The organism is Nonomuraea sp. NPDC050310, from assembly GCF_040655795.1.
Taxonomy (GTDB): Bacteria; Actinomycetota; Actinomycetes; order Streptosporangiales; family Streptosporangiaceae; genus Nonomuraea.
The window spans coordinates 438,325-462,614 of record NZ_JBFAKP010000001.1 but is presented as its reverse complement, the minus strand read 5'-3'; the positions used below and the strand labels follow the sequence as shown (position 1 = coordinate 462,614).

Annotated in this window: 22 protein-coding genes; 10 read left to right on the top strand and 12 right to left on the bottom strand. The window is 71.4% G+C overall.

Features of this window, described 5'->3' with window-relative positions; all coding sequences use genetic code 11:
- The first annotated feature begins 29 nt into the window (after positions 1-29).
- Positions 30-1,901, top strand: a complete 1,872-nt coding sequence (locus tag AB0I67_RS02330) for a Xaa-Pro dipeptidyl-peptidase (RefSeq protein WP_357916266.1) — start codon at positions 30-32, stop codon at positions 1,899-1,901.
- Positions 1,902-1,999: 98 nt separating this feature from the next.
- Here the strand turns inward: AB0I67_RS02330 and AB0I67_RS02325 are convergent, their stop codons facing one another.
- The gene (locus AB0I67_RS02325; RefSeq protein WP_357916263.1) at positions 2,000-3,241 is read right to left on the bottom strand and encodes an amidohydrolase; all 1,242 of its coding nucleotides are present in this window, start codon (positions 3,239-3,241) and stop codon (positions 2,000-2,002) included.
- Positions 3,242-3,633: 392 nt separating this feature from the next.
- Here AB0I67_RS02325 and AB0I67_RS02320 point away from each other — a divergent pair, with 392 nt between their 5' ends.
- On the top strand, positions 3,634-5,034 hold the full coding sequence (locus tag AB0I67_RS02320; protein WP_357916260.1) for a peptide ligase PGM1-related protein: 1,401 nt from the start codon (positions 3,634-3,636) through the stop codon (positions 5,032-5,034).
- On the opposite strand, the gene AB0I67_RS02315 is transcribed toward AB0I67_RS02320, so the two are convergent.
- Complete coding sequence (locus AB0I67_RS02315; RefSeq protein ID WP_357916257.1) at positions 4,988-5,197, bottom strand: hypothetical protein; 210 nt, start codon at positions 5,195-5,197, stop codon at positions 4,988-4,990. The two genes, AB0I67_RS02320 and AB0I67_RS02315, sit on opposite strands and share 47 nt — an antisense overlap.
- An 83-nt stretch (positions 5,198-5,280) precedes the next feature.
- Here AB0I67_RS02315 and AB0I67_RS02310 point away from each other — a divergent pair, with 83 nt between their 5' ends.
- On the top strand, positions 5,281-6,393 hold the full coding sequence (locus AB0I67_RS02310) for a D-alanyl-D-alanine carboxypeptidase (protein WP_357916254.1): 1,113 nt from the start codon (positions 5,281-5,283) through the stop codon (positions 6,391-6,393).
- A 20-nt stretch (positions 6,394-6,413) separates the two neighbouring features.
- Here the strand turns inward: AB0I67_RS02310 and AB0I67_RS02305 are convergent, their stop codons facing one another.
- From AB0I67_RS02305 to AB0I67_RS02295, 3 genes are all read right to left on the bottom strand, one after another.
- A complete protein-coding gene (locus tag AB0I67_RS02305) occupies positions 6,414-7,349 on the bottom strand; it encodes a YihY/virulence factor BrkB family protein (RefSeq protein ID WP_357916251.1) in 936 nt (311 codons plus the stop codon).
- Positions 7,337-8,434 (bottom strand): VanZ family protein, encoded by a 1,098-nt coding sequence (locus tag AB0I67_RS02300; RefSeq protein ID WP_357916248.1) that lies wholly within the window; start codon positions 8,432-8,434, stop codon positions 7,337-7,339. The genes AB0I67_RS02305 and AB0I67_RS02300 overlap by 13 nt, the downstream gene beginning before the upstream one ends.
- 70 nt (positions 8,435-8,504) lie before the next feature.
- A complete protein-coding gene (locus AB0I67_RS02295) occupies positions 8,505-8,912 on the bottom strand; it encodes a DUF3291 domain-containing protein (RefSeq protein ID WP_357916245.1) in 408 nt (135 codons plus the stop codon).
- An 88-nt stretch (positions 8,913-9,000) separates the two neighbouring features.
- Here AB0I67_RS02295 and AB0I67_RS02290 point away from each other — a divergent pair, with 88 nt between their 5' ends.
- The 3 genes from AB0I67_RS02290 to AB0I67_RS02280 all read left to right on the top strand — a co-directional run bounded on the left by AB0I67_RS02290 (position 9,001) and on the right by AB0I67_RS02280 (position 11,277).
- Positions 9,001-9,576: a TetR/AcrR family transcriptional regulator gene (locus tag AB0I67_RS02290; protein ID WP_357916242.1), complete on the top strand. Its 576-nt coding sequence runs from the start codon at positions 9,001-9,003 to the stop codon at positions 9,574-9,576.
- Positions 9,577-9,579: 3 nt separating this feature from the next.
- Positions 9,580-10,143 carry a helix-turn-helix domain-containing protein gene (locus AB0I67_RS02285; protein ID WP_357916239.1) on the top strand — a complete coding sequence of 188 codons (564 nt, stop codon included), beginning with the start codon at positions 9,580-9,582 and terminating at the stop codon, positions 10,141-10,143.
- A gap of 81 nt (positions 10,144-10,224) precedes the next feature.
- Positions 10,225-11,277: a serine hydrolase domain-containing protein gene (locus tag AB0I67_RS02280; RefSeq protein ID WP_357916236.1), complete on the top strand. Its 1,053-nt coding sequence runs from the start codon at positions 10,225-10,227 to the stop codon at positions 11,275-11,277.
- Here the strand turns inward: AB0I67_RS02280 and AB0I67_RS02275 are convergent.
- Genes AB0I67_RS02275 through AB0I67_RS02265 form a run of 3 tightly spaced genes read right to left on the bottom strand, consistent with a single transcriptional unit; the run spans position 11,256 to position 14,291 of the window.
- Positions 11,256-11,948, bottom strand: a complete 693-nt coding sequence (locus AB0I67_RS02275) for an AAA family ATPase (RefSeq protein ID WP_357916233.1) — start codon at positions 11,946-11,948, stop codon at positions 11,256-11,258. The genes AB0I67_RS02280 and AB0I67_RS02275 overlap by 22 nt on opposite strands.
- Positions 11,949-11,964: 16 nt before the next feature.
- Positions 11,965-12,969 carry a tryptophan--tRNA ligase gene (gene trpS / locus AB0I67_RS02270; RefSeq protein ID WP_357916231.1) on the bottom strand — a complete coding sequence of 335 codons (1,005 nt, stop codon included), beginning with the start codon at positions 12,967-12,969 and terminating at the stop codon, positions 11,965-11,967.
- Between the two features lie 14 nt (positions 12,970-12,983).
- Positions 12,984-14,291: a hemolysin family protein gene (locus tag AB0I67_RS02265; protein ID WP_357916228.1), complete on the bottom strand. Its 1,308-nt coding sequence runs from the start codon at positions 14,289-14,291 to the stop codon at positions 12,984-12,986.
- Positions 14,292-14,367: 76 nt separating this feature from the next.
- Between AB0I67_RS02265 and galE the strand changes: the two genes are divergently transcribed.
- Positions 14,368-15,303 (top strand): UDP-glucose 4-epimerase GalE, encoded by a 936-nt coding sequence (gene galE, locus AB0I67_RS02260; protein WP_357916226.1) that lies wholly within the window; start codon positions 14,368-14,370, stop codon positions 15,301-15,303.
- A 269-nt stretch (positions 15,304-15,572) separates the two neighbouring features.
- On the top strand, positions 15,573-16,793 hold the full coding sequence (locus tag AB0I67_RS02255; RefSeq protein ID WP_357916224.1) for an MFS transporter: 1,221 nt from the start codon (positions 15,573-15,575) through the stop codon (positions 16,791-16,793).
- 142 nt (positions 16,794-16,935) lie between these two features.
- Here the strand turns inward: AB0I67_RS02255 and AB0I67_RS02250 are convergent, their stop codons facing one another.
- The 4 genes from AB0I67_RS02250 to AB0I67_RS02235 form a co-directional block, all read right to left on the bottom strand.
- Positions 16,936-17,715 (bottom strand): hypothetical protein, encoded by a 780-nt coding sequence (locus tag AB0I67_RS02250; protein WP_357916222.1) that lies wholly within the window; start codon positions 17,713-17,715, stop codon positions 16,936-16,938.
- A 576-nt stretch (positions 17,716-18,291) separates the two neighbouring features.
- A complete protein-coding gene (locus AB0I67_RS02245) occupies positions 18,292-19,266 on the bottom strand; it encodes a malate dehydrogenase (RefSeq protein WP_357916220.1) in 975 nt (324 codons plus the stop codon).
- A gap of 51 nt (positions 19,267-19,317) precedes the next feature.
- A complete protein-coding gene (locus AB0I67_RS02240; RefSeq protein WP_357916217.1) occupies positions 19,318-21,327 on the bottom strand; it encodes a transporter substrate-binding domain-containing protein in 2,010 nt (669 codons plus the stop codon).
- Between the two features lie 71 nt (positions 21,328-21,398).
- Positions 21,399-21,794: a hypothetical protein gene (locus AB0I67_RS02235; protein ID WP_357916214.1), complete on the bottom strand. Its 396-nt coding sequence runs from the start codon at positions 21,792-21,794 to the stop codon at positions 21,399-21,401.
- Between the two features lie 132 nt (positions 21,795-21,926).
- Here AB0I67_RS02235 and AB0I67_RS02230 point away from each other — a divergent pair, with 132 nt between their 5' ends.
- Together AB0I67_RS02230 and AB0I67_RS02225 are read left to right on the top strand one after the other, a co-directional pair.
- Positions 21,927-23,423: a hypothetical protein gene (locus AB0I67_RS02230; protein ID WP_357916211.1), complete on the top strand. Its 1,497-nt coding sequence runs from the start codon at positions 21,927-21,929 to the stop codon at positions 23,421-23,423.
- Positions 23,420-24,286 (top strand): hypothetical protein, encoded by an 867-nt coding sequence (locus AB0I67_RS02225; RefSeq protein WP_357916208.1) that lies wholly within the window; start codon positions 23,420-23,422, stop codon positions 24,284-24,286. The genes AB0I67_RS02230 and AB0I67_RS02225 overlap by 4 nt, the downstream gene beginning before the upstream one ends.
- The last annotated feature ends 4 nt before the right edge of the window (positions 24,287-24,290 follow it).

Genomic DNA, 24,290 nt, shown 5'->3' with positions numbered 1-24,290 from the left:
CAACTCTCTTCGTCTGAGGAGCACCCCCCATGCGACGCAGCAGCCCGAAGGTGCTCGCCGTACTCCTGGTGAGCGCCCTGATCCCCGCGGTACCCGCGGCGGCCGCCGAACCACCCGCGATCGTCGTCCAGAACAACGCCACGCAGCCCGTCTTCTCGCGGGCCGACGCCGTCAAGCAGACCGTCTACGTCGAGGTCGCCGGCACCGACAGTGACCACGACGGCCGGCCGGACCGGGTCGCCGTCGACATCCTGCGCCCCAAGGAGACCGAGCAGGGGCTCAAGGTGCCCACCATCATGGAGGCCAGCCCCTACTACGCCGGCATCGACTTCACCGTCCCCAACCACGTCGTGGACGTGGACGAGAACGGCAACCCGGTGCCCACCCTGCGCAGCTCGCAGGCGCGGCCGGAGCCGCTGGTCTTCGACGGCTACTACGACAACTATTTCCTGCCGCGCGGCTACGCCGTCGCCCTGGTCGAGAACCTCGGCAGCGGCCGGGCCACCGGCTGCCCGACCACCGGCGACGTCAACGAGACCGCCGGGCCGAAGGCCGCGATCGACTGGCTCAACGGCCGGGCCAAGGGCTTCGACGAGGCCGGCAACCCGGTCAGCGCCACCTGGTCCACCGGGAACGTCGGCATGATCGGCACCTCCTACAACGGCACGCTGCCCAACGCGGTGGCCACCACCGGCGTCGAGGGCCTCAAGACCATCGTGCCGATCGCCGCGATCTCCTCCTGGTACGACTACTACCGCGCCAACGGCGGCGTCGTCGCGCCCGGCGGCTACCAGGGCGAGGACGCCGACGTGCTGGCCAAGGCGGTGCTGACCAGGCAGGGCAAGGAGATCTGCCGCCCGGTCATGGACGCGCTCACCGCGGCCCAGGACCGGATCACCGGTGACTACAGCGCCTTCTGGGACGCCCGCAACTACCTCAACGACGTGCACAAGGTGCGGGCGAGCGTCTTCGTCGTGCACGGGCTCAACGACTGGAACGTCAAGACCAAGCAGTTCGCGCAGTGGTTCGACCGGGTGCGCACGCCCAAGAAGATCTGGCTGCACATGAGCGGCCACCGCGACCCGTGGAGCCTGCGCGCCCGCGAGTGGTTCCGGCAGTTGCACGGCTGGTTCGACCACTTCCTGTACGGGCTCGACAGCGGCATCCTGCGCGAGCCGGCCGCCGACGTCGAGACCGCGCCCGGCGTCTGGGGCCAGCACCGCACCTGGCCGCTGCCCGGCGCGGTGCCGGTGCACCTGTGGCCCGGCTCCGGCGGCAAGCTGGGCCTGCTGCCCAAGCCGGCGCTGGCCCGCGAGTCGTTCACCGACCAGAAGGAGCGCACCGCCGAGCAGCTCGCCGCCGCCGCGCCGGGACCCGATCCCAACCGCCTGGCCTGGGTCACCTCGGCTCTGCCCGCCGACGTGCGCATCTCCGGCACGCCGACGGTCACCGTCCGGGCCTCGCTGCGGGACGGCGCCTCGCCGTACCTGACGGCGCTGCTGGTCGACTACGGCACCGACGCGCGGCCCACCGGCGCCTCGGTGCCCGCCGGCGAGACCTGGTGCTACGGCGAGAGCGTGCCGGGCGACTCCGGCTGCCTGGTCCTGCGCAACCACGCGCTGGCCGAGACGCCGTTCAAGGTCGTCACCCGCGGCTGGCTCGACGTGCGCAACCGGCACAGCGCCGCGCGCACCGACCCGATCCGGCCGGGCCGTACCTACTCCTTCACCTGGGACCTGCAGCCCAACGACTACGTCTTCAAGCAGGGGCACCGGATCGGGCTCGTGCTGCTGTCCACCGACCGCGACTTCACCCTGCGTTACCCGCCGGGGACCGTGGTCGAGGTCAGTCCCGGCCACTCCTCGATCCGCCTGCCGGTCGTCTTCGGCCGCATCCGCTAGCCCGGCGAAGCCCGCCCGCCGGTACGGCAGAGCTCACCGGCTGGTACGGCACGCGAAAGGGCCCGGTCGCCATCGGCGGCCGGGCCCTTTCCCAATGGCTAGAACAGCTCGGCCAGCGGGTGCTCCTCGGAGACCTCGCTGACCCGCTTGCCCTCCCACAGGGCGGTGAGCGCGGTGTGCGCCATGAGGCGGACCCCGACGCCGATGCAACGCTCGTCCACGTCGAAGGTGCCCTGGTGGATGTCGTAGGTGACGTCCGTCTCCGGCGAGCGGGTGCCGAGCCGGGCGAAGGCGCCGGGGATCGACTCGAGGTACCAGGCGAAGTCCTCGCCGCCGAGCGACTGCTGGGTGGGCACGACCGAGCCGTCGCCCAGCGCGCGGGCCGCCGCCTCGGCGAACATCTGCACGCTCACCTCGTCGTTGACGACCGGCGGCACGCCGCGGCTGTACTCCATCGTCGCCTCGACGCCGTAGGCGCCGGCGACCGACTCCAGCAGCCCCTTGATCAGGTCGGGCGCCGCGTGCCAGGCGTTCTCGTCGAGGCAGCGCACGGTGCCCTCGGCCAGCCCGCCGTCGGGGATGGCGTTGGCCGCCGAGCCGGCCTCGACGCGCCCCCACACCAGGGAGAGCGAGGAGCGCGGGTCGATGCGGCGCGACAGCGCGGCGGGCAGCTCGGTGAGGATCTTGGCGAGCGCGAAGACCAGGTCGGCGGTCAGGTGGGGACGGGCGGTGTGCCCGCCGGGTCCGCTCACCCGGATGGCCAGCTTGTCGCAGGCGGAGGTGATCGGCCCGGTCTTGAGCCCGACGTGGCCGACGTCGACGCGCGGGTCGCAGTGCAGGCCGAAGATGCGGTCGACGCCGCTGATGCCGCCGTGGGCCATGACCTCCAGCGCGCCGCCGGGCAGTTCCTCGGCGGGCTGGAAGATCAGCCGCACCCGGCCGGGCAGCAGGCCGGCGTCGGCCTGCTGGGCCAGGAAGAGCGTGGTGCCGAGCAGGATGGCGGTGTGCACGTCGTGCCCGCAGGCGTGGCAGGCGCCGGGGACGGTGGAGCGGTAGGCCACTTCCTTCTCGTCCTGCAGCGGCAGCGCGTCGATGTCGGCGCGCAGCGCGATGGTGGGGCCGTCGCCGCTGCCCACCTCGCAGGTCAGGCCGGTGCCACGCGGGAGTACGGAGGGGTGGAGCCCGGCGGCGGTGAGCCGCTCGGCGATGAGCCGGGTCGTGCGGTACTCCGCGAACGCCAGCTCCGGATGCCTGTGCAGGTCCCGGCGGAACGCCCTGAGCCCCTGCTCCGTCTCCGCAAGGAACGCGTCGAGTTCGCCCCGCAGCTCACGTCCCTGCATGTGTCACCGTCCCTGCTGTCTGAATACGCCTAACCGCGTCAGCCGCCCGGTCTGGACAACTTCCCGAAGAATTGAATGCCGCACCCACAGGTTTCGGTGCATGAAGATCGTCAGCAGGCTGACTGTGGAGCCCCGATGGCGATGCCTTCGACTTTATCGCTCCGCCAAGGCTTCCCGTGGACAACTACACCAAAAGTTGACCTCGGGGCTGACCGTAACCGCAGGTCGTCACTGTATGTGACGCCGGAAATAGTCACAAGGGATCATTAGATCATGACCCATAGTGCCCATTCTCAAACGTCTGGTCGCACGCGATTCCTGTCACCTCCGGTCCTGACGATCAATCCGCCACGATGCATGCATCTGAGAAGAATGCGTGTTTCACTCGCAGTATGATCACTAATATCCCGTTCGGGGAGAAGCATGCACATCTGAGCATCTTCGAGCCGAGCGAGGGGACCCTGGTGGTCGTGCCCTCGCTCTCCCTGCCACAGGACGAACTCCGCCGGATCACGGGAGCGAGGTGCTACGAGGAACGGTTGCTGTTCCTCGTGCTGACGCTCCGGCAACCCAGGGTCAAAGTGGTCTATCTCTCATCCGGGCCCGTCGATCCGGCGATCGTGGACTACTACCTGTCCTTCCTGCCCGACCCCGAGGACGCCCGCCGCCGGCTGACGATGATCAGCATGGACGAGCCGGACTCCCAGCCGCTCACCCGCACCGTGTTACGCCGGCGCGAGGTCATCGAGCGCGTGCGCGGCCTGCTCGACCAGGACGCCTGGCTCGTGCCCTTCGTGATGAGCGAGCTGGAGGACCGGCTGGCCGACTACCTGGGCCTGCCGCTGTACGGCCCGCCCACCGAGCTGGCCTACTACGGCTCCAAGAGCGGCTCGCGCGAGATCGGCCGCCAGGCCGGGGTGCCCATGGCCCGCGGGTTCAGCGACCTGCGCACGGTCGCCGAGATCCAGGACGCGGTGGACTCCCTGCCCGGCGAGCGTGTGATCGTCAAGCTCAACGACGGCTACTCCGGCCTCGGCAACGCCATCCTGCCCCGCGACGACTGGTCGGCCATCGACTTCTCCGCCGAGGGCGAGACCTGGGACTCCTTCATGGGCAAGTTCGCCGAGCGCGGCGGCGTCGTCGAGGAGTTCATCGAGCACCGCCCGCTCTACTACCCCAGCGCGCTGGCGCGCATCACGCCCGGCGGCGACTACACCGTCGTGGCCACGCACGACCAGGTGCTCGACGGCCACGTCTACCAGGGCTGCACCTTCCCGGCCCGCCCCGAGTACCGCGCGCAGGTCGCCGGCTCGGCGCGCAAGATCTCCCGGGTGCTCGCCGAGCGCGGCGTGGTGGGCCTGTTCGGCATGGACTTCTTCGCGATGAAGACCGACGCCGGCTACGCGGCCCTGCTGTGCGAGATCAACCTGCGCATCGGCGGCACGACCCACCCGTTCGGCGCGACGCTGCTCACCACCGGCGCCCGCTACGACGCCGGCACCGGCCTGCTCATGGCCGGCGACCAGCCGAAGTACTACACCGCCACGGACAACTGCTACACCGGCTGCCGCGGCGGCCAGACCCCCGCCGAGGTCATCAAGGCCGTGCACGCCGCCGGGCTCGGCTTCGACCCGGTCCGGCGCACCGGCAACGTGCTGCACCTGATGGGCGCCATCCCCGAGTACGGCAAGCTGGGCTTCACCTCCATCGGCGACTCCAGGGAGGAGGCCGACGAGCTGCACGCCCTCACCCGGCGGGTCCTTTGCGGGACCGGACGCCCCGAAGGCCGATGACCGCGAGCACCACCGCCAGCACCAGGTTCACCCCGATCAGGATCCCGTGCACGACGTAGAAGCCGGTCGCGTGGCCGTCGGCCAGGTTAAACCCAAGGCTGATCCACTCGAAGATCATGAATGCCGCCAGGGCGATCAGGAATCCGGCGATCTTTCGTGACATCCACATCCGTCAAGTATCGGCGGTGGACGTACGGGGAAGTGTCGGCACATGGTCAAACTCGCGAAGGCTACGCTGAGCCTGCTATGAGGACGAGAATCGGGGCGACCGCGGCCTTCCTCGCCGCGGCCACAAGTGTCGTGTGCGCCGTACCGGCGTACGCGCAGAACCCGCCGGTCGGCGGCGACCTGCTGGGGAGCAGGGGCCTGGTCCGGCCGGAGGGCGTCAAGGCGCCGCCGAAGACGAAGGCCACCTCCTACGTCATCGCCGAGGCCGGCTCCGGCGACGTGCTCGCCGCCAAGGACGCGCACGGCCGCTATCTGCCGGCCAGCACGTTGAAGGCGCTCACCGCCCTCACGCTGATCCCGAAGCTGGACCCCGCCCTGCGGGTCAAGCCCAGCGCCACCGCGGTCAACCAGGAGGGATCCGCGGTCGGCCTGGTCAGCAAGCCGCTCTACAAGGTCGACGACCTGTTCCGCGCGCTGATGATGTCCTCCGGCAACGACGCCGCGATGGCGCTGGCCGAGGTCAACGGCGGGCTGGCCAAGACGCTCCAGGACATGAACGCCGTGGCACACCGCCTGCAGGCCAACGACACCGTCGCCAAGACGCCCAGCGGGCTGGACAAGCCCGGCCAGAGCAGCTCGGCCTACGACCTGGCGCTCATCGCCCGCGCCGGGCTGCGCAACCCGGCCTTCGCCCGCTACATCAGCACCAAGGTCTCCCGCTTCCCGGCGCCGAAGAAGTGGTACGAGATCTCCAACCACAACAAGCTGCTGTGGAACTACAAGGGCATGGTCGGCGTCAAGAACGGCTGGACGTCCAAGGCCCAGGGCACCTTCGTCGGCGCCGCCACCCGCAACGGCAAGACGATCATCGTGGCCATCATGCGGCACGAGGGCTACTTCTGGAACGAGGTGGCCGACCTGCTCGACTGGGGGTTCGCCGCCAGCGGCAAGGTGGTCCCGGTGGGGCGGCTGGTCGAGCCGTTGCCGGACACGCCTGCCGTACCGCCTGCGGCGGCGGCTCCTTCGCCGTCGGCCAGCGCCGTCGCGGCGCCGCTGCTGGACGCGGCGGCGGGCATGCAGGACGGCGGCAGCCGGACCGCCGGCCTGGCCGTCATCGGCGGCGGGCTGCTGTTCGGCACGGTCTGGCTGGTGTACGGCCTGCGCCGCAAGCGGTCACGGGCGCGGTCCTGACCCGAGCATGGGCGACGGGCTCACGGACGCGGTCCTGACTCGGGCATGGGCGCCGGCGAGGGCGGCGGCGGCAGGCCCGCCGTGGCCGTCCACGCGGCGACGTACAGGGTCAGCCGCGCCGAGAAGTTGATCCACAGCAGCAACCCGACCATCACCGTGAACGCCCCGTAGAGCGGGTTGGTCAGGGTGTGCCCGAGCAGCAGCGACGCGAGCTGCTTGAGCAGCCCGAACCCGATCGCCCCGAGCAGCGCGCCCCGCGCGATGACGCGCAGCGGCTGCACGGGCCGCGCGATCCAGCCCAGCACGATCATGAACATCAGCCAGTCGGCCGCCCCCGAGGCCAGCACGCCGGTGAACCAGATCGCCCGCTCCTCGCCCGGCGAGTGGTCGGCCAGTCCCAGCAGGTCGGCCACGAACTCGGTGGCCTGGCTGGCGGCCCCGGCGACCGCGGCCGAGACCAGGATCGTGACGCCGACCATGATCAGCGAAGCCAGGTCACGCAGCTTGCCGAGGAAGAAGTTGAGCGGCGGCGTGGTCGTCATGTACATCTCGCGCAGCGCGCCCCGCAGGGCGTCGACCGCGCCGAGCCCGGCGTAGAGCAGACCGAGCAGGCCGATGATCCCGGCGCTGGCCTTGGAGGCGGCGATGGTCTGCAGGTCGAGCTGGTCGGCCACCCCGGGGAGCTGCTTCTTGATCTCGTCGGTGAGCTGGTCGACGAGCGCCTGGTCGTCGGCCAGCACGTAGCCGAAGATCGAGTAGGCCAGCACGATCAGCGGGAAGAACGACAGGAACGCGAAGTAGGTCACCGCGCCGGCCAGCCGGTCGCCGCTCTGGAACTGGTAGCGCTGCACGGTCCTGATCAGGTGGTCCACCCAGCTCAGCCGCACCCGCCAGTGATCGACCAGCCCGCGCCCGCGCGCTCGGGCCGCGTCCAGGCGCTCCATCAGGCGTGGCATGGCTCTCTCCCGGCTTCTTCTCTTCGCACTGCTGCCCTCGTGGCCGTGGTCGTACCGGTCGCGAGGCCGGCGATGCTCCTGCGGTCGCGCCGGGCCAGGACGACGACCAAGTGTGCCACCGCCAGCCCCAGGACCGACAGCGGACTCTCCAGGGCCGACAGCACCACCAAGGGCAACGGGAAGATCAGGAAGCGGCCGAGCACCGCGCCGCGGCTCGCCGGCCGTCCGGTGCGCGCGTCCACCACGGCCAGGTGCAGCGCCGCCCGGCCCGGCCCCGACCGGTCGCGCCGGACCAGCGGCAGCACCAGCAGGAGCAGCAGGCCGATGGCGTACAGCACCACGTCGCTCCAGAACTCGGCCCAGGCGTGCGCGGTGAGCTGCTGCCAGATCGCCAGCACGATCCACGCCGTCGTCGCGGTGAACCACCACACCGCGAAGTCCAGCAGGTCGCCCAGCACCCGGCGGGTCACCCCGGGCGGGCCGAGGTCCGCGCTCGGCCGCGGCCACGCCGACGGCAACACCTTCGCCAGCGGTACGGCCAGCAGCCAGCCGATCGCCGCGCCCCCGGTGTTGGTGATCAGGTCGTCCACGTCGAACAGCCGGTAGGCGCAGGGGTAGAGCCCCCAGTCCCCGGTGAGCTGGGTGAGCTCGACGGTCAGCGAGAGCACGAACCCGGCGAGCACGGTGAGCCAGAACCCGCGCCGGTAGCGGTAGCGCAGGAAGAAGCCCAGCGGCACGAACAGCACGAAGTTGAAGAAGACCTGCTGGAAGGCCTGCTTGCGGAGCGCGGGTGTGGCGGCCCGCACGATGTCGTCGAGCGAGGCGAGCGGCCGCAGTTGCGGGTGGGCGAGCTGCTGCCGGGCCCGGCAGAACTCCACCGGGTCACTGATTTCGGGCAGGGGGAACAGCGTGAAGGCCACCACCGCGCAGACGTAGAGCACCATGGCCGCCGCCACCAGGCCCGACCAGCCGCCCACCCGGCCGAACCGGCGGTACTGCCCGGCCACGAAGGGCAGGGCGCCGAGCACGATGAAGAACGGCGCCATGATCAGCGCGATGGCCAGATTCGTCGTGTAGACCCCCACGACCACTGGGTTCCCGTGTGATCACCGGGAAATGACCATGATTGCGCCCGCGAACCCTCCGTTCTGGGGCTCAGGCCGACGGTCCCGAGGCCCGTTCCGCGGCGATGCGCGCCTCGGCCTCCGCCCACGCCACCTCGGCCGAGTCGGCCGGTGCGGTCCAGAAGACGAAGGTCGACTCCTTCATCACCCCGCGCTTGCTCCGCATCCCCGAGCGGTGCGGCTCGGTGGCCGCGTAGCGGTGGATCGCCTGCTTGTCGGTCCAGCTCGACAACGTCCAGAAGATCCGGCGTCCGGGCTGCGCCTTCAATGACACGCCGATCGCCCCCGGCGAGCGCAGCGCCTGCCGCCACAACCGCATGGAGGTCACGAAGAAGCCCGGCACCTGCCAGATCGAGCGCACCTCGAACCGGGAGGCCATGACCGTCATCTCGCCGCCGGCCTCGGCGTCGTTCACCTTGATCCAGGGAATCGTGGGCATCGGTTCCATCCTCTCCAGTCTTATCTTGTCACTGACAAGATGCCACGCCATGGCTAAACTTGTCAACGACAAGATTCGAGCGCGAGGAGTGAGAACGATCAGCACCCGCAGCTATCACCACGGCAACCTCCGCCGGGCGATCCTGGAGGCCGCCGTCGAGGCGATCGGCGAGAGCGGCACCGCCACCTGGAGCCTGCGCGAACTGGCCCGCCGCGCCGGGGTCTCGCACGCGGCTCCGGCCCATCACTTCGGCGACAAGGCCGGCCTGCTCACCGCCATCGCCGCCGAGGGCTTCGAGCTCTTCGCCGACACGCTGGCCGAGGCCGGGGCGGATTTCCTGGACGTGGGGGTCGCCTACGTGCGTTTCGCGGTGGCGCACCGGGCGCACTTCGAGGTGATGTTCCGTCCCGAACTGTACGACCGCGCCGCGCCCGAGGTCGCCGCGGCCCGCGACCGGGCCGGGCAGATCCTGGCCCGGGGCGCCCGCACGCTGCCCACCGGCGGCGTCCAGGGCCGGACCACCTCGCTGGCCGCCTGGTCGATGGCGCACGGCTTCGCCGAACTGTGGCTCAGCGGGGCGCTCCCGGCCGAGCTCGGCGACGACCCGGCGGCGGCGGTCCGCCCCGTCCTCCAAGTGCTCACCGGAGGCTTGCACGATAAATGATGCATGACTTATCGTGCAAAGGTGACCGAGTACGCCGACCTGGGCTCAGCCAAGGCGCTGGCCAACCCGCTGCGCCAGCGCATCCTGCGGCAACTCGCCCTCGACGGCGAGGCCACCGCGACCACGCTGGCCAGGAAACTCGGCGTGACCACCGGCGGCACCAGCTACAACCTCCGCGTCCTGGCCGAGCACGGCTTCGTCGAGGAGCTCACCGGCCGTCCCGGCCGGGAACGCTGGTGGCGTACGGCCCGCCGCAACCTCCGCTTCCCGGTGCACAGCGAGCAGGACCCCGCGATGCGCTCGGCGCTCACCGAGCTCGACGAGCTCTGGCGCAGCGGCGACCAGGAGGCGCTCGGCCGCTTCCTGGCCGCCCGCGACGAGCTGGGCGAGTGGGGGGACGCGCTGCCGTACTCGCGGGGGCGGATCCGGGTGACGCTGCCGGAACTCGCGGAGTTCTTCGAGGAGTACCTGCGGCTGATCGAGCGCTACTCGCGTCACGAGGACTCCGAAGACGCCGACGAGCGACGGGAGGTGCTCACCCGCTTCATCGCCTTCCCGAGCATGTGAGACGGGGCCGCCCGAGCGGCAACTCCGGCGGCCCCCAACGGAAACGCTGCACACGATTCCCAAGGAAAAGGAGAGCAGGTCATGCTGCTCGAAATCAAGCTCGCGCTCTTACTCGCCGTCGCCCCCGCCGACCCCGGCGCCATCAGGGAGGCCATCCAGGGCCTGCCCGACGAGACGGCGACCGCCGCGCTCGTCCGGGTCAACGGGCAGACCCATACCTCCGGCTACGCGGACGTGACCGCCCGCACCAAGGTCGCCAAGTCCACGCGCTTCCGGATCGGGAGCATCACCAAGACCTTCATCGCCGCTGCCGCCCTGCAGCTCGTCCACGAGGGCGCGCTCCGGCTCGACGACCCGGTGCTGACCAAGGACGGCAAGCAGATCACCCTGCGGCACCTGCTGACCCACACCAGCGGGCTGTCGCGGGCCAGTGTGCGGGTGGACGACCCGCGCTGGTACCTGAAACACCGTTTCGACACCTACACCCCGGCCGAGCTGCTCAAGCCGGCGCTCGCCGCGCCGCTCGACTTCGAGCCGGGGACGCGGCAGCAGTACAACAACGCCGACTACATGCTGGCCGCGCAGGCCATCGAGCGGGCGACCGGCCGGCCGTACGGGCAGGTGATCACCGAGCGCGTCATCAAGCCGCTGCGGCTGGCGGCCACGTCGGTGCCGGGTACGGCGAGCCGGCTGCCGGAGCCGTACACCCGCGGCTACGTCCGGATCGGCGAGCGCCTGGTCGACGTCACCCGGCAGAACCCGTCGGTGGCCTGGGGATCGGGCGAGATGATCTCCAACGCGCCCGACCTCGACCGGTTCATCCGGGCGCTGTTCCGCGGCCAGGTGGTCAAGGGCGCGGAGCTGGCGGCCATGTTCACCATCCCCGACGTGCCCGCCTTCGGGCCGGGCTGCCCCGGACCCAAAGCCTGCATGGGGATGGGGCTGCAGTCGGCCACCTCCGGCGGCATCACCGTCTGGGGACACGTCGGCGAGCGGCCCGGCTACGCCAGCGGGGTGTTCGCCACCAAGGACCTGGCGCTGCGGCTGGTCTACCTGGTCAACTCCACCGAGTGGTCGCCCAAGGGCGGCAGCCCGGCGGTGGTCCAGAAGATCTACGCCGCGGTCGGCGGCTGAGCGGGGGCGCCCGGCCCGGTGAAGCTCAACTCGGTCACCCGGTCGGCGCCCGCCCGGTCGAGCACGGTGACGCCGGTCGCCGGGGCCAGCGCCCCGGTGGCCCGCGCCCGCCGCACCAGGACCCGCCAGCGCTGGGCGTGCCGGTCGAAGGTGGCGCGAGGCACCACCCGGCCCCGGACCTGCTGGCCTTCCATGGCGGTGGCCGCGTCGACGTCCAGCATGATCAGGTGGAACTCGCGCCCGTGCCGGCGGGCCAGCCAGGCGAAGCCGTACAGGATGTGACTCCAGGTGCCGCGGTTGTGCGCGACGACCGAGTGACCGGCCGCGAGGTTGCGCGCGATGCGGCTGAGATGGGTGCAGTGCACCACGAAGGTGCGCACCGGCTTGGGCGCCCAGGCCAGCGTGCGGGCCCAGCGCAGCCGGGCCTGGCCGGAGTCGATCACGCGCGTCGGGCCGGCCGCCACCGGCCCGGCCTCCTGGCCGGTCAGCCCGTACAGCCGCCGGAGCAGCGTGCTCTTCCCGGCGCCCGGCAGTCCGGTGAGGATGACCAGGGAGCCGGCGGGAAAGCGCAGGCTCCCCCCGGACGTCGTCCCGCCCGCCCCACCGGTGGGCGGGAGGCCGGAGCGGGCGGCCGACGTCAGGTCGCCGGTGGGCCGGGAGCCGGGGGTCATGATTGGGGCCCGCGCGTCAAAGCGCGGGCAGGAAGCCGACCCGGTCGCGCACCTGCTCCATCGTCTGCCGGGCGACCGTACGGGCCCGGCCGGCGCCGACGGCGAGCAGCCGGTCGAGCTCGGCCTCGTCGGCCAGCAGCTTCTCGGTGCGCTCGCGGATCGGCGAGAAGGCCTCGACCACGGCCTCGGCGACGTCCTTCTTGAAGGTGCCGTAGCCCTGGCCCTCGTACCGCGCGACCAGGTCGGGGATGGCCGTGCCGGTCAGCGCCGACTGGATGCGCAGCAGGTTGGAGATGCCCGGCTTGTTGGTCTCGTCGAAGAGCACCTCGGAGCCGGTGTCGGTGACCGCGCGCATGACCTTCTTGCGCAGCGGGCCGGGCTGCTCCAGCACGTCGAGGATGCCCGCCGGGGAGGAGGACGACTTCGACATCTTGGCGGTCGGGTCCTGGAGGTCGGTGATCTTCTCGACCTCCTTCAGGATGTACGGCTCGGGCAGCGTGAAGGTGTCGCCGAAGCGGTGGTTGAAGCGCTGCCCGAGGTCGCGGGTGAGCTCCAGGTGCTGCTTCTGATCGGCGCCGACGGGCACGCTGTCGGCCTGGTACAGCAGGATGTCGGCGGCCTGCAGGATCGGGTAGGTGAACAACCCGACGCTGGCCGCGCTCTCGCCGAAACGGGCGGACTTGTCCTTGAACTGCGTCATGCGCCCGGCCTCGCCCATCCCGGTGAGGCAGTTCATCACCCAGGCCAATTCGGCGTGCTCGCGCACGTGCGACTGGATGAAGACGGTGGAGCGCTCGGGGTCGAGCCCGGCGGCGAAGAGCTGCGCGGCCGCCACCCGGGTACGGCGGCGCAGGTCGGCCGGGTCGGTGGGCACGGTGATGGCGTGCAGGTCGACCACGCAGTAGAACGCGTCGTGCGTCTCCTGCAGCGTGACCCACTGACGCACCGCACCCAGGTAGTTGCCCAGGTGGAAGGAGTCTGCCGTGGGCTGGATGCCGGAGAGAACACGAGGTCTGGCCATAGCCCGCAATTGTGTCAGCTTTCCGGGGGCGGCGGCGACTCGATCACGGTGTGGCGCTTGACGTGGACGCGGGCCACGCGCCGCCCGTCGAGGTCGGTGACGGTCATCCGGAAGCCCGGGATCTCCACCTGTTCGCCGAGGGCCGGCACGTGTCCCAGGACGGCCATGACGAAGCCTCCGAGGGTCTCGTACGGCCCGTCCGGGAGCCGGATCCCGGTCTCGCTGGCGAAGTCGTTGAGGTTGGTCAGCCCGTCGATCTCGATCTCGCCGGGCAGCCGGACCGTGTCGTCCTCGGAGTCGTACTCGTCGCGGATGTCGCCGACCAGTTCCTCGACGAGATCCTCCAGCGTGACGATGCCGGCGGTCCCGCCGTACTCGTCGACCACGATGGCCAGGTGATGCCCCTCGCCGCGCATCTCGGACAGCGTGGACAGCACCCGCTTGGAGGAGGGCACCAGCTTGACCGGCCGGATCGGCACCAGCTCGTGGATCGGCTCGATCCGCCCGGTCAGCACCGGGTCGAGCAGGTCGCGCACGTGCACGAAGCCGAGGATCTCGTCGTATGACTCGCGGTAGACGGGGAAGCGGGAGTGCGGCATCGCGGCGGCCAGCACCGCCGCCTCGGCCAGAGGAGTGTCGGCCTCCATGAACTCGACCTCGGTGCGGGGCAGCATCACCTCGCGCAACTGCCGCTTGCCGGCGGCGAAGACCTCGGCGATGAGGTGCCGCTCGTCGGCGGTGAGCTCGGCGTGCCCGACGACCATGTCGCGCAGTTCCTCGGTGGTCATCTTCTCCCGGTCGGCCTCCGGGTTGCCGCCCAGCAGCCGCACCACCCCGTCGGTGGACTTCGACAGCGCCCAGATCACCGGGCGCGACAGGGTGGCGATCCGGTCGAGCAGCGGCGCGGAGAACAACGCGAAGCCCTCGGCCCGCTGCCGGGCCAGCCGCTTGGGCGCCAGCTCGCCGAGCACGAGCGAGACGTAGGAGATGGCCAGCGTGACCAGGACCAGCGCGAGCGCCGGAGCCAGGGCGACCGGGACGTTCCACTGCACGAGCAGCGGCTGGAGCTGGGTCGCGAAGCGGTCGGCGCCGAAGGCGGCCGAGAGCATGGTCGCGAAGGTCACCCCGATCTGCACGGCCGACAGGAAGCGGTTGGGGTCGCGGGCGAGCCTAGCCACGCGGGCGCCACGGCGACCGCGTTCGCTGAGCTTGCGGACCTGGGACTCGCGGAGCGAGACCATGGCCATCTCGGCCGCGGCGAAGTACCCGCCCACCAGAATGAAGAGCAGGACGAGAGCGATGTTGGCGATCAGCACGTTCACGGCGGTGCCAGCGTACTCGGGCGGCGTATGCTGAAGGCAGCCCTACAATTTCCAACTAATTCCAACAGAGGTGAACATGCGACTCCTGGTCACCGGTGGCGCCGGGTACATCGGCAGCGTCGTGGCCGCTCAGCTCCTCGAAGCCGGCCACGACGTGACCGTGCTCGACGACCTGTCCACCGGCCACGCGGACGCGGTTCCGGCGGGCGCGCGCTTCGTCGAGGGCGACATCGGCGAGCCTCCGCTGGACGGTGTCGAAGCGGTCCTGCATTTCGCCGCCAAGTCGCTGGTCGGCGAGTCGGTGGAGTTTCCTGAGCGGTATTGGGCGAACAACCTCGGCGGCACCCTCAAGCTGCTCGACGCCATGCGCGGCGCGGGCGTCGACCGGATCGTCTTCTCCTCCACCGCCGCCGTCTACGGCAACCCCGAGTCGAGCCCGATCCTGGAGAGCGCGCCCACCCGGCCGGTCAACCCCTACGGCGCCTCCAAGCTGGCCGTGGACACCGCGCTGACCACCTTCGCGGCGCTGTACGGGCTGGGCGCGGTGAGCCTGCGCTACTTCAACGTCGGCGGGGCCTACCAGACCTTCCGCGAGCGGCACGCGATCGAGACGCACCTCATCCCCAACGTGCTGAAGGTGGCCGCGGGCGAGAAGCAGGACGTGTCGATCTTCGGCACCGACTACCCGACGCCGGACGGCACCTGCGTGCGCGACTACATCCACGTCGCCGACCTGGCCCAGGCGCACCTGCTGGCGCTGCAGGCCTGCACGCCCGGCGAGCACCGGGTCTACAACCTGGGCAACGGGACGGGCTTCTCGGTCAAGCAGGTCGTCGAGGTCTGCCGCGAGGTGACCGGCCACCCGATCCCCGCGGTGGTCGGGCCGCGGCGGGAGGGCGACCCGGCGATTCTGGTCGCGTCGTCGGACAAGATCCAGCGGGAGCTGGGGTGGAAGCCGGTGCACTCCAGCATCGAGGAGATCGTCCGCGACGCCTGGACCGCCCTCGTCTGACCGGCTCCTCCACGACGCCCGACGTGTGTTGGACCGCCCGGTTTTCCGGAAAGCCCGGCACGCCGGCCGGATATGTGCTGTCATATCGAAATGTGAGGAACTTTTCACCAAGGGTCACGATGTTTCTCCTTGGCGTCCTCATCCTGATCGGCAGCAGCGTCGCCGCCGCCGGGGTGGTCTTCGCGACCACCGTCACCACCCCGGCCCGGACTCCCCAGCTCTGCACCACCCAAAAGTGAGAAAAGGCACGACCGATAGCATCGGTGGCCGTGCTCCCCCAACCCGGCCCGATCCGGGCACTCACCTTCGCGCTGCTCCCCCGCTCGCTCGGCCGCGGCCTGTTCATGACGGTCAGCGTCATCTACTTCAGCCGCTCCGTGGGCCTGTCCGCCGCCGAGGTGGGGCTCGGGCTGTCGATCGCCGCCGTCGTGGGACTGAGCGCCGGGCTCCCGGCCGGGCGGCTCTGCGACGTGGTCGGGGCGCGGACGATGGCCTTCGCGACCTCCGTGCTCACCGGGGTGCTCCTGCTCGGCTACGCCTTCGTGACCGGCTTCACCGGGTTCGTCGTGGTCGCCTCGCTCGTCGGGTTCGCCGAGGCGGCCGAGATCACCTCGCGCAGCACCCTGGTGGGCTCCGCCGTACCGGCTGAGGAGCGGGTCTCGGCCCGCGCGTACCTGCGGGTGGTCACCAACGTCGGCTGGGCGGTCGGCGGCCTGGCCGCCACCGCCGCGCTCGCCGTCGACACCCGCCCGGCCTACCTGATCATGGTGTACGGCGCAGCGGCCGGCTACCTGCTCGGCGCGGTGCTCATCCTCCGCGTGCCCAAGGCCGCGCCCGCCCTCCGGACCGCCGAGCGCACCGGACCGAAATGGGCGGTGCTGCGCGACCGGCCCTACGCGGTGCTCACCCTCCTGAACGCGGTGCTGTTCGTGCAGCACGGCATGCTCCAGGTGGCCGTGCCGCTCTGGATCGACCACATCGGCGCGCCCGTGGTCATGGTCGCGGTGATCAACTTCATCAACACCGCCGCGTGCATCCTGCTCCAGGTGCGCTTCAGCCGGGGCTCGAACACCATCGCCGGGGCGGCGCGGGCGCAACGGTGGGCGGGGATCTACCTGACCGGCGCGTGCGTGCTCTTCGCCCTCGCGGCGGGCGCCTCCGGGTGGCTCGTGATCGGCGTGCTGGCGCTCGGCGGGGTGTCGCACGTCTTCGGCGAGCTCACCCAGTCGGCGGGCTCGTGGGGGCTGTCCTACGAGCTCGCGCCCGACGACGCGCTCGGGCAGTACCAGGGGATGTACGGCACCGGGCAGCAGCTCGGGACGGTGGCGGCGCCGGCCCTGCTGTCGACCGTGCTGATCGCCTGGGGGTGGCCGGGGTGGCTGCTGTTCGGCGCCGTCTTCCTCCTGGCCGGCCTCGCCGTCCCCCCGGTGGCCCGCTGGGCAGCCCGCACCCGCCCCGAACCCGCGGTAACCGCGGCCGCCAAGCTTTGAGCCGGCCCTGCCTGTGCCGGGGCACCAAGGTTCAGGCCGACGGCACAGGGGCGGGGCGTAGGTTCACCGGCAGGCTGCTCAAAGCCGGGGCGTAGGTTCAGGCGGGCTGCTCAGGGCCGGGGCGTAGGTTCAGGCGGGCTGCTCAGGGGCGGGGGCGTAGGCGGGCGACGTTGTTGGCCGGGTGGCGGTCGCCGAGCCGCGTCGAGTACACATTGGCCGTCACCGGCTGGCGCGACGGGCGCAACGCCAGCCGCAGCCGGGCCACCCCGCCCGAGCCGATCTCCCGCAACCGGCACAACACGTGCCCCGCCCGGTGATGGCAGGCGGCCCCGGTCGCCGACAGGAACCGCCCGGCACCGGTACGGAAGGCCACGAAAGCCCGCTGCGCCGCCCGCGGCCCGCGGTTGCGCACCTCGGCCTCCAGCTCGTACGGCCCTGCGTGACTCAACCGGAGCCGCAGATCCGCGCCCTCGTCCACCGGCGTGCTGGCCACATGGGTGTTGTCGGCCTCGTTGTCGTCCTTCACCTCGGACGTCAGCGTCGCCGTCGCCCGTAGCGGCCCCTTCGCCTTGGCCTGGACGACACCCCCGATGCGCACCTCGCCCGACCCTCCCGCGAGCACGTCCGTCGGCGACGGGCAGACCACCTCGTTCACCGTCCGCCCGGGGCGGCACGTGGCCACGTTCACGTTCACCACGTCCACCCCGGTGGGGATCGTCACCCGTAGAACCGGCAGCACGGCGTCGCCCGGGCCCGCGTTGCGTACCGTGACGCGGTACAGGATGGGCTGCCCGGGCTGGGCCACTCGGGGCTCCGGAGTCACCCGCACGGACAGGTCCGCACCGCCCCACGCCTCGGCGCGAACGACCCCCGGCGCCACTGTCACGACAAGTCCGACCAGACTGGCGAGAAAGCGCCTCATGGTTCAATTCAACGCGGTGACCTGGGAGAACTTGATCTCCGACACGCTTGTGGGGCCAAAGAAACGTCCCACCGCCCCCACATCCTCCCGCACAGGTGGTCACCGGCTGCCCGCCACAGAGGTAGTCACCGGCTTCCCCGCCGCACAGGATCACGCCCCGCCATACCCACACCCCGCCGCACAGGTGGTCGGGGGCTGGCCGCCGCACAGGATCACGCCCCGCCATACCCACACCCCGCCGCACAGGTGGTCGGCGGCTGGCCGCCGCACAGGATCACGCCCCGCCGTACCCACACCCCGCCGCACAGGCGGTCGGGGGCTGGCCGCCGCACAGGGTCATGCCCCGCCGTACCCACATCTCGCCGCATAGGTGGGCGGGGGGCTGGCCGCTGCACAGGGGCGTCCGCCGGTCCTCCCTCCCAATGCGGCGAGGAGCTGGGGCGGCGGGGCATGACCCTGTGCGGTGGGGGAGGGGGGTCGGCGAAGGTGCCTGGGCGGTAAGGAGATGAAAAGACGGGACGTCCGGCTGCGTGCCGGGCGTCCCGTTCAGTTGAGTGCGAGGGTACGAAGGGGAGGCTAGATGAGCCCCAGCTCGCGCACCGCGTCCCGCTCCTCGGCCAGCTCGGCCACCGAGGCGTCGATCCGCTGACGGGAGAACTCGTTGATCTCCAGCCCCTGGATGATCTCCCACTTCCCACCCACAGACCGGCACGGGAACGACGACACCAGCCCCTCGGGCACGCCGTACGACCCGTCGGAAGGCAGCGACACGGAGGTCCAGTCGGTGCCGTTGACCCAGTCGTACACGTGGTCGATCGCCGCGTTGGCCGCGGAGGCGGCCGAGGAGGCGCCACGGGCGTCGATGATCGCCGCGCCACGCTTGGCGACGGTGGGGATGAAGGTGTCGCGGTACCAGGCCTCGTCCACCTGCTCGGCGGCGATCTTGCCGCCGACCTCGGTGTGGAACAGGTCGGGGTACTGGGTGGAGGAGTGGTTCCCCCAGATGGTCATGTTCTTGATCTCGGCGACCGGCACCTGGAGCTTGGCCGCGAGCTGGGAGAGCGCGCGGTTGTGGTCGAGGCGGGTCATCGCGGTGAAGCGGTCGGCGGGCACGTCGGGAGCGTGCTGCTGCGCGATCAGGGCGTTGGTGTTGGCGGGGTTGCCGACGACCAGGACGCGGATGTCGCTCGCGGCGTGGTCGTTGATCGCCTTGCCCTGCGGCTTGAAGATGCCGCCGTTGGCGGAGAGCAGGTCGCCGCGCTCCATGCCGGCCTTGCGCGGCATCGCGCCGACGAGGAGCGCCACGTTGGCGCCGTCGAAGGCGACGTTGGCGTCGTCGGTGATCTCGATGCCGGACAGCAGCGGGAAGGCGCAGTCGTCCAGCTCCATGGCGGTGCCCTCGGCCGCCTTGACCGCCTGGGGAACCTCAAGCAGGCTCAGCTTGACCGGGACATCGGCCCCCAGGAGCTGACCCGAGGCGATGCGGAACAGCAGCGCATAGCCGATCTGGCCGGCGGCTCCGGTGACGGTTACCTTGACGGGCGTGCCCATGGGCGTCCCCTCGTTCGCGGATGGATGGTTGCGGTTGGATGTTACCGCCCGTCAGCCGCACGGGGTCAGGGTGGGTTGCCTGTCCTCGGGGTCGAATCGCACCCGGTTGAAGTACTGCTTCAGCAGCTTGCCCATCTCGCCGTCGCGGTAGAGCCCGGCGATGATGCCCTGGACGGCCCGGCAGGTGCGCGCGTCGTTCTTCGGCAGGGCCACGGTGTAGGGCTCGTTGGTCAGCCGCAGGCCCAGCACCTCGTACTGGATCGCCTCCCGCTGCGCGAACCCGGCCAGCAGCAGGTCCTCGCCCGGTACGGCGTGCACGGTGCCGGCGCGCAGCAGGTCCATGCAGTCGGCGTAGTCGCGGCCGGGGATCAGCTTCACGCCCTTGAGCCGGCTCTGCACGCTGTAGACCGAGGGGCTGTTGTTGGGGTTGCAGAGGTTCTTGCCCTCCAGGTCGCGCAGCTCGCTGATCTCGCCTTCCGCGCGCACGAGCACGTCGTGGTGGGCCAGGTAGTACGGCCCGGCGAAGGTGAGCTCGCTCTTGTCCGGCACGAAGGTGGCGATCACCATGTCGACGTCGCCCCGGGCCAGCATCTTGGCGCGTTCGGCGCGGGCGACCGGCACGAAGGTGATGCCTTCGGGCGTGGCGCCGAGTTCGGTGGCGATGCGGCGGGCGAGTTCGACCTCCATGCCGGTGAAGGTGCCCGACTTCGGGTCCTCCAGGCTGAGGCCGGGCAGGTCGGCCTTGACGCCGATCACGATCTTCCCGGTCTTCGCCACCCGGTCGGCCAGCGCGGCCGGGATCTTTCCGCCCTTGCCGCCCGTGGTCGGCTCCTGCGTGGGCTGCTCGCCCGCCTCGGCGCCGAACATCAGCGGCAGCCCGCCGTTCATCGCCAGTGCCACCACGGCCGCCGCCACCAGCGCCAGGACCAGGCCGAGCCCGATCCACGGGCCCTTCCTGCGGCGCGTGACGGGCGCCTGTACCGGCCACTGCGACCGCTCCGTCGCCGGGTCCGCCGGCACGGGCACGTCCAGCAGCGACTGCACGTGGGCCGGCTGCGGCGGGGCCGTGGGCTCCTGGAACGTGGCCCCCGGAGTGGTCGGCCCCGGCGAGGGGGACGCCGGGCCCTGAGCGGTGGAGCCCTGGGGCGCCGTCGACTCGGCCACGGTCGCCCGCTGCCGGGGGAACGGCGCCGTGTCGTCGCTGACCAGCACCGCGGCCTGGCTCAGCACCGCCTTCGACGCCCCGGCCGCGTCCGGCCGGCCCAGCAGCCGCAGCAGGATCTGGTCCGCCGTCGGCCGCCGATCCGCCTCCTTGGCCAGCGCGTCCCGTACGGCGCCGCGCAACGGCTCGGGCATGGCGCTGACGTCGACCTCGTGGTTGAGGATGCGGTTCAGCACGACCGCGATCGACCCGCCCTCGAACACCGCCTGCCCGGTCGCCGCGTACGCGATCGTCGCGCCCCAGGCGAACACGTCGGTGTACGGGCCGACCTCGTCGCCGGAGATCTGCTCCGGCGCCATGTAGGCCGGCGTCCCGATCGCCCGGCTCGTGATCGTGCCCGTCGAGTCGATGATCCGGGCGATCCCGAAGTCCACCACCCGCGGCCCGTCCGCCGCGATCAGCACGTTGTCCGGCTTGAAGTCGCGGTGCACGATCGACGCCTGGTGGATCGCCACCAGCGCCGTCGCCGTGCCGATCGCGAGCATCTCCAGTTGCCTGCCGCGCAGCGGCCCGTCGGTCTCGACGATCTCCCGCAGCGGCCGCCCGTCGATGTACTCGCTGGCGATGTACGGCGTGTCCCCTTCGAGGTCGGCCTCCATCACCCCGGCCGTGCAGAACGACCCCACCCGCTGGGCGGCCTTCAACTCCCGCGCGAACCTCGACCTGGCGATCGCGTCACCCGTGAACTTCACGTGCAGCAACTTGATCGCCGCGCGCTCCCCTTGCGCGGTCTCGCCCAGATAGACGATCCCTTGGCCGCCTTCGCCGATGCGCCCGGTCAGCCGGAACGATCCCAGCTCTGCGGGATCGCTCGCCACCAGCGGCGCGATCTGCGGCATTCGTCATCCCCACGTTGCACAAAGCCTGACGAGGCAAACTTTACGACGCTCAGGAAGTTCACAGGGACTCGTTAACGCTTCGAGACGTCACAGTTCTCCGACGAAGCCGACAGCGCCGAGCCGTCCTCGCCCGGCTTCGCTTCGATCGTGGTGCTTCCCCACCAGGTTCCGACGGTCGCCGCAAGGCGGAACGGCACCCGCCTGGACTTCCGGCAGTGGGGCCCGGCGTAACGGAGGCCGACGTCGACCACCTCGCCGGGACCGATGCGGGCCGGGAAGTCGGCGTTCAGCAGGCGAAACTCCGTGAGCGAGTTCCCGACCGCGGTCAGCTCGACGGGCAGGGGGCCGTCGTTGCGCACTCGCACGTCCACCTGCAGGAGCTGGCCGGTGTCCCACGTCATGCCCGGCCCTTCCCGCACCAGTTCGACGGAGAGCTGGGGCACGACCAGCCCCTTGACCCAGGGCATGACGGCGACCACAGCCGTCAGCGCCAGCCCCGCGACCGTCCACCGCGCGTACCGCTTCTCCCGTACTCCCGCTCCGATCCGGAAATTCGGCGTGCTAGATCGACAAACTATGCCGTTGCTACCGTAACCCCCGTGATCTACGAAGCGGCGGTACTCGTGGTAGGAACCGCCGCAGGACTGCTGTGGGTGCAGAGCGAGCCGGATCAGCCGCAGCCCGCCCGCCTGGCGCGCTTCGCCAGGCTCCAGCGATTGCCGCCCGGCTTCTTCTCCCCCGGCGTCTGGCACTACCTCCGCGTCACACGGCTGTGGCGCGGCGTCGGGCTGACGGCGGGCGCGGTCGTCTCCGCGCTGCAATTCGGGATCTACGCCTCACCACTGCTGCTCGGCTGGTTCGCCGGGGTTCTGGTGGCCGAACACCGCCTGGCCCGCGCGAGGCCGAGGACGCCGCCCGCGCGGGTGGCCCTGCTCTCGCCCGCCGCCACCGCCTTCTGGTCGGTCTGCCTCGGTGTCACCGTGGGCCTCCTCGTCCGCGTGGTCATCCTCGACCCGGCGGAGCTCACGGCCCGGCTCGGCGCGTTCGCCGCGCTGGCGGTGCTGCTCGCCGTACTGTCCCTGCTGAGCCGCCTGCACACCGCGCACGAGTACGTCGACGAGACCGCCGTCCGCGCCCGTTCGGCCCAGGTGCTGGCCACCGGAGGCGGGGTGAGCACGGTGTGGCTGGCGCTCGGCGCGGCTCCGCTGGGACCCGCCCCGGGCATCGCGGCCTCGGCGCTCTCGCTCGTCGCGCTGTTCATCGGCACCCGCCCGGCGACCGGCCGCCCGAGCTCGCGGCCCTGGTGGATCCCGGCGAGCGCCGGCCTGGTCCTCGCACCGGCGGTGGCGCTGATCCCGCCCGCGCCCACGCCCGGCGCCCAGGTCCACATGGGCGTGCAGTACGCCACCCGCCAGGCCTGCTCGGACGCCGGCTGCACCCACTGGGTCCTGGACGGCGGGCGCCCGCTGCCGGAGGCCGACGCCGACCCCTTCGTGATCCACCCGGACGGAACCGCCGTGGTCTACCGGGACCGGACGACCGGCCGCCTCGTCCTGCGGGACTTCCTCAAGGACACGGCTCGCGACCTGCCGGGCGACGGCGAGCCCGCCTTCTCGCCCGACGGACGGCACCTCGCCACCACCGGCCACCTGATCGACCTGACCTCGGGCAAGGAGCTGCCCATCCCCGGCCTCGTGCGCGTCGTCGGCCTGAGCGACCGGGCCGTCGTCGGCCTCACCGCGCCGCGCACCGCGCTCGACGGCGAGCTCGTCGCCTACGACTTCCAGGGCCGGGTGGTGTCCCGTGCGCCCTTCGACCCGTCCCAGCCCGCCTGGCTGGTACCCGGCGGCAAGGAGGTGTTCGTGCTGACCCGGTGGGGCGACGCCGCCCGGATGGAGGTCGCCACCGGCAAGGTCCGCGCACGGCACCGGCTCGACACCGGCGCCTCGGTCGACTTCCGGGGCTGGGACGGCCCGGACCGCGCTCTCATCAGCGACTGGTACACCCTGCGCATCCTCGATCTGGCCTCCGGGAAGCTCTCGCGGGCGCCGGCCGACTACGCCCGCCACACCGTGCACCGCGAGATCCGCTCATGATCCGCCGCCTCGTCCTGACCCTGCTGCTCGCCGCCGCGGCGGCCTGGTCCCTGCTCCCGCTCGCCGACGCCGGCCGCGATCCCGCCCCGGGCCGGCGCACGTCCCAGGTCGCCGAGCTCGACCGGCAGGCCGGCCCCATCCGGTACGGCTACCGCCCCGGCTGCCTGGACGGCTTCATCGACAGGGACTGCCTGACCTGGCGGCTGGCGGACACGGCGGCTCGCCACTGGGCCCTGCCGGGCGGCGGCGACTCCCTGCGGCTGAGCGGCCGCTTCGCCCTCGTCGGGTTGTGGGAGCAGGGTGTGGTCGTCGTGCACGACCTGACCAGCGGCAAGAAGAGCGAGCACCCGTCCGGGAAAGTCGCGGTCTCCCCGGACGGCACGACGCTGGCCCACCTCTACGAGAGGGTGCTCACCCTCCGGCCCGTCGCCGGCGGGCGCTCCCGCACGGTCAAGGTCGGCGCCGACCCGGTCTTCCACGGCTGGACGGGCCGCGGCGTGCTGCTGACCGTCGCCCGCCGGTCCGCCGAGCCCGGCCGCCTCCACCGGGCCGAGCTGATCGAGTACTCGCCGGACGGAAAGCGGATGGGAGCCACGCCCATCCCGTCCGGCCTCGCCGGACCGCTCCGCATCTCCCCCGACGGCCGGCGGGCGGCGGCTCCCGGTGTGGTGCTCGATCTGGCCACCGGCAAGGTCCTCCACACCTTCCAGGCCGACGAGGTCGCGGGCTGGCTGGATCACTCGCGGCTGGTCGTCCTCCGGTCCACCCGCCATTGGGTGCTCGATCCGGCGACCGGGACGAGCACGCCCTTCGGACCCGACGAGGCCGCGCCGGGCACCCTGGTCCTGAACGACTACCAGTGACATC

What these genes read in the sequence shown, in the direction of transcription:
- AB0I67_RS02330 (WP_357916266.1), top strand. Translation starts at nt 30, where the DNA reads ATGCGACGCAGCAGCCCGAAGGTGCTCGCCGTACTCCTGGTGAGCGCC.
- AB0I67_RS02325 (WP_357916263.1), bottom strand. Translation starts at nt 3,241, where the DNA reads ATGCAGGGACGTGAGCTGCGGGGCGAACTCGACGCGTTCCTTGCGGAG.
- AB0I67_RS02320 (WP_357916260.1), top strand. Translation starts at nt 3,634, where the DNA reads ATGATCACTAATATCCCGTTCGGGGAGAAGCATGCACATCTGAGCATC.
- AB0I67_RS02315 (WP_357916257.1), bottom strand. Translation starts at nt 5,197, where the DNA reads ATGTCACGAAAGATCGCCGGATTCCTGATCGCCCTGGCGGCATTCATG.
- AB0I67_RS02310 (WP_357916254.1), top strand. Translation starts at nt 5,281, where the DNA reads ATGAGGACGAGAATCGGGGCGACCGCGGCCTTCCTCGCCGCGGCCACA.
- AB0I67_RS02305 (WP_357916251.1), bottom strand. Translation starts at nt 7,349, where the DNA reads ATGCCACGCCTGATGGAGCGCCTGGACGCGGCCCGAGCGCGCGGGCGC.
- AB0I67_RS02295 (WP_357916245.1), bottom strand. Translation starts at nt 8,912, where the DNA reads ATGCCCACGATTCCCTGGATCAAGGTGAACGACGCCGAGGCCGGCGGC.
- AB0I67_RS02285 (WP_357916239.1), top strand. Translation starts at nt 9,580, where the DNA reads ATGACTTATCGTGCAAAGGTGACCGAGTACGCCGACCTGGGCTCAGCC.
- AB0I67_RS02280 (WP_357916236.1), top strand. Translation starts at nt 10,225, where the DNA reads ATGCTGCTCGAAATCAAGCTCGCGCTCTTACTCGCCGTCGCCCCCGCC.
- AB0I67_RS02275 (WP_357916233.1), bottom strand. Translation starts at nt 11,948, where the DNA reads ATGACCCCCGGCTCCCGGCCCACCGGCGACCTGACGTCGGCCGCCCGC.
- trpS (WP_357916231.1), bottom strand. Translation starts at nt 12,969, where the DNA reads ATGGCCAGACCTCGTGTTCTCTCCGGCATCCAGCCCACGGCAGACTCC.
- galE (WP_357916226.1), top strand. Translation starts at nt 14,368, where the DNA reads ATGCGACTCCTGGTCACCGGTGGCGCCGGGTACATCGGCAGCGTCGTG.
- AB0I67_RS02250 (WP_357916222.1), bottom strand. Translation starts at nt 17,715, where the DNA reads ATGAGGCGCTTTCTCGCCAGTCTGGTCGGACTTGTCGTGACAGTGGCG.
- AB0I67_RS02245 (WP_357916220.1), bottom strand. Translation starts at nt 19,266, where the DNA reads ATGGGCACGCCCGTCAAGGTAACCGTCACCGGAGCCGCCGGCCAGATC.
- AB0I67_RS02240 (WP_357916217.1), bottom strand. Translation starts at nt 21,327, where the DNA reads ATGCCGCAGATCGCGCCGCTGGTGGCGAGCGATCCCGCAGAGCTGGGA.
- AB0I67_RS02235 (WP_357916214.1), bottom strand. Translation starts at nt 21,794, where the DNA reads ATGCCCTGGGTCAAGGGGCTGGTCGTGCCCCAGCTCTCCGTCGAACTG.
- AB0I67_RS02225 (WP_357916208.1), top strand. Translation starts at nt 23,420, where the DNA reads ATGATCCGCCGCCTCGTCCTGACCCTGCTGCTCGCCGCCGCGGCGGCC.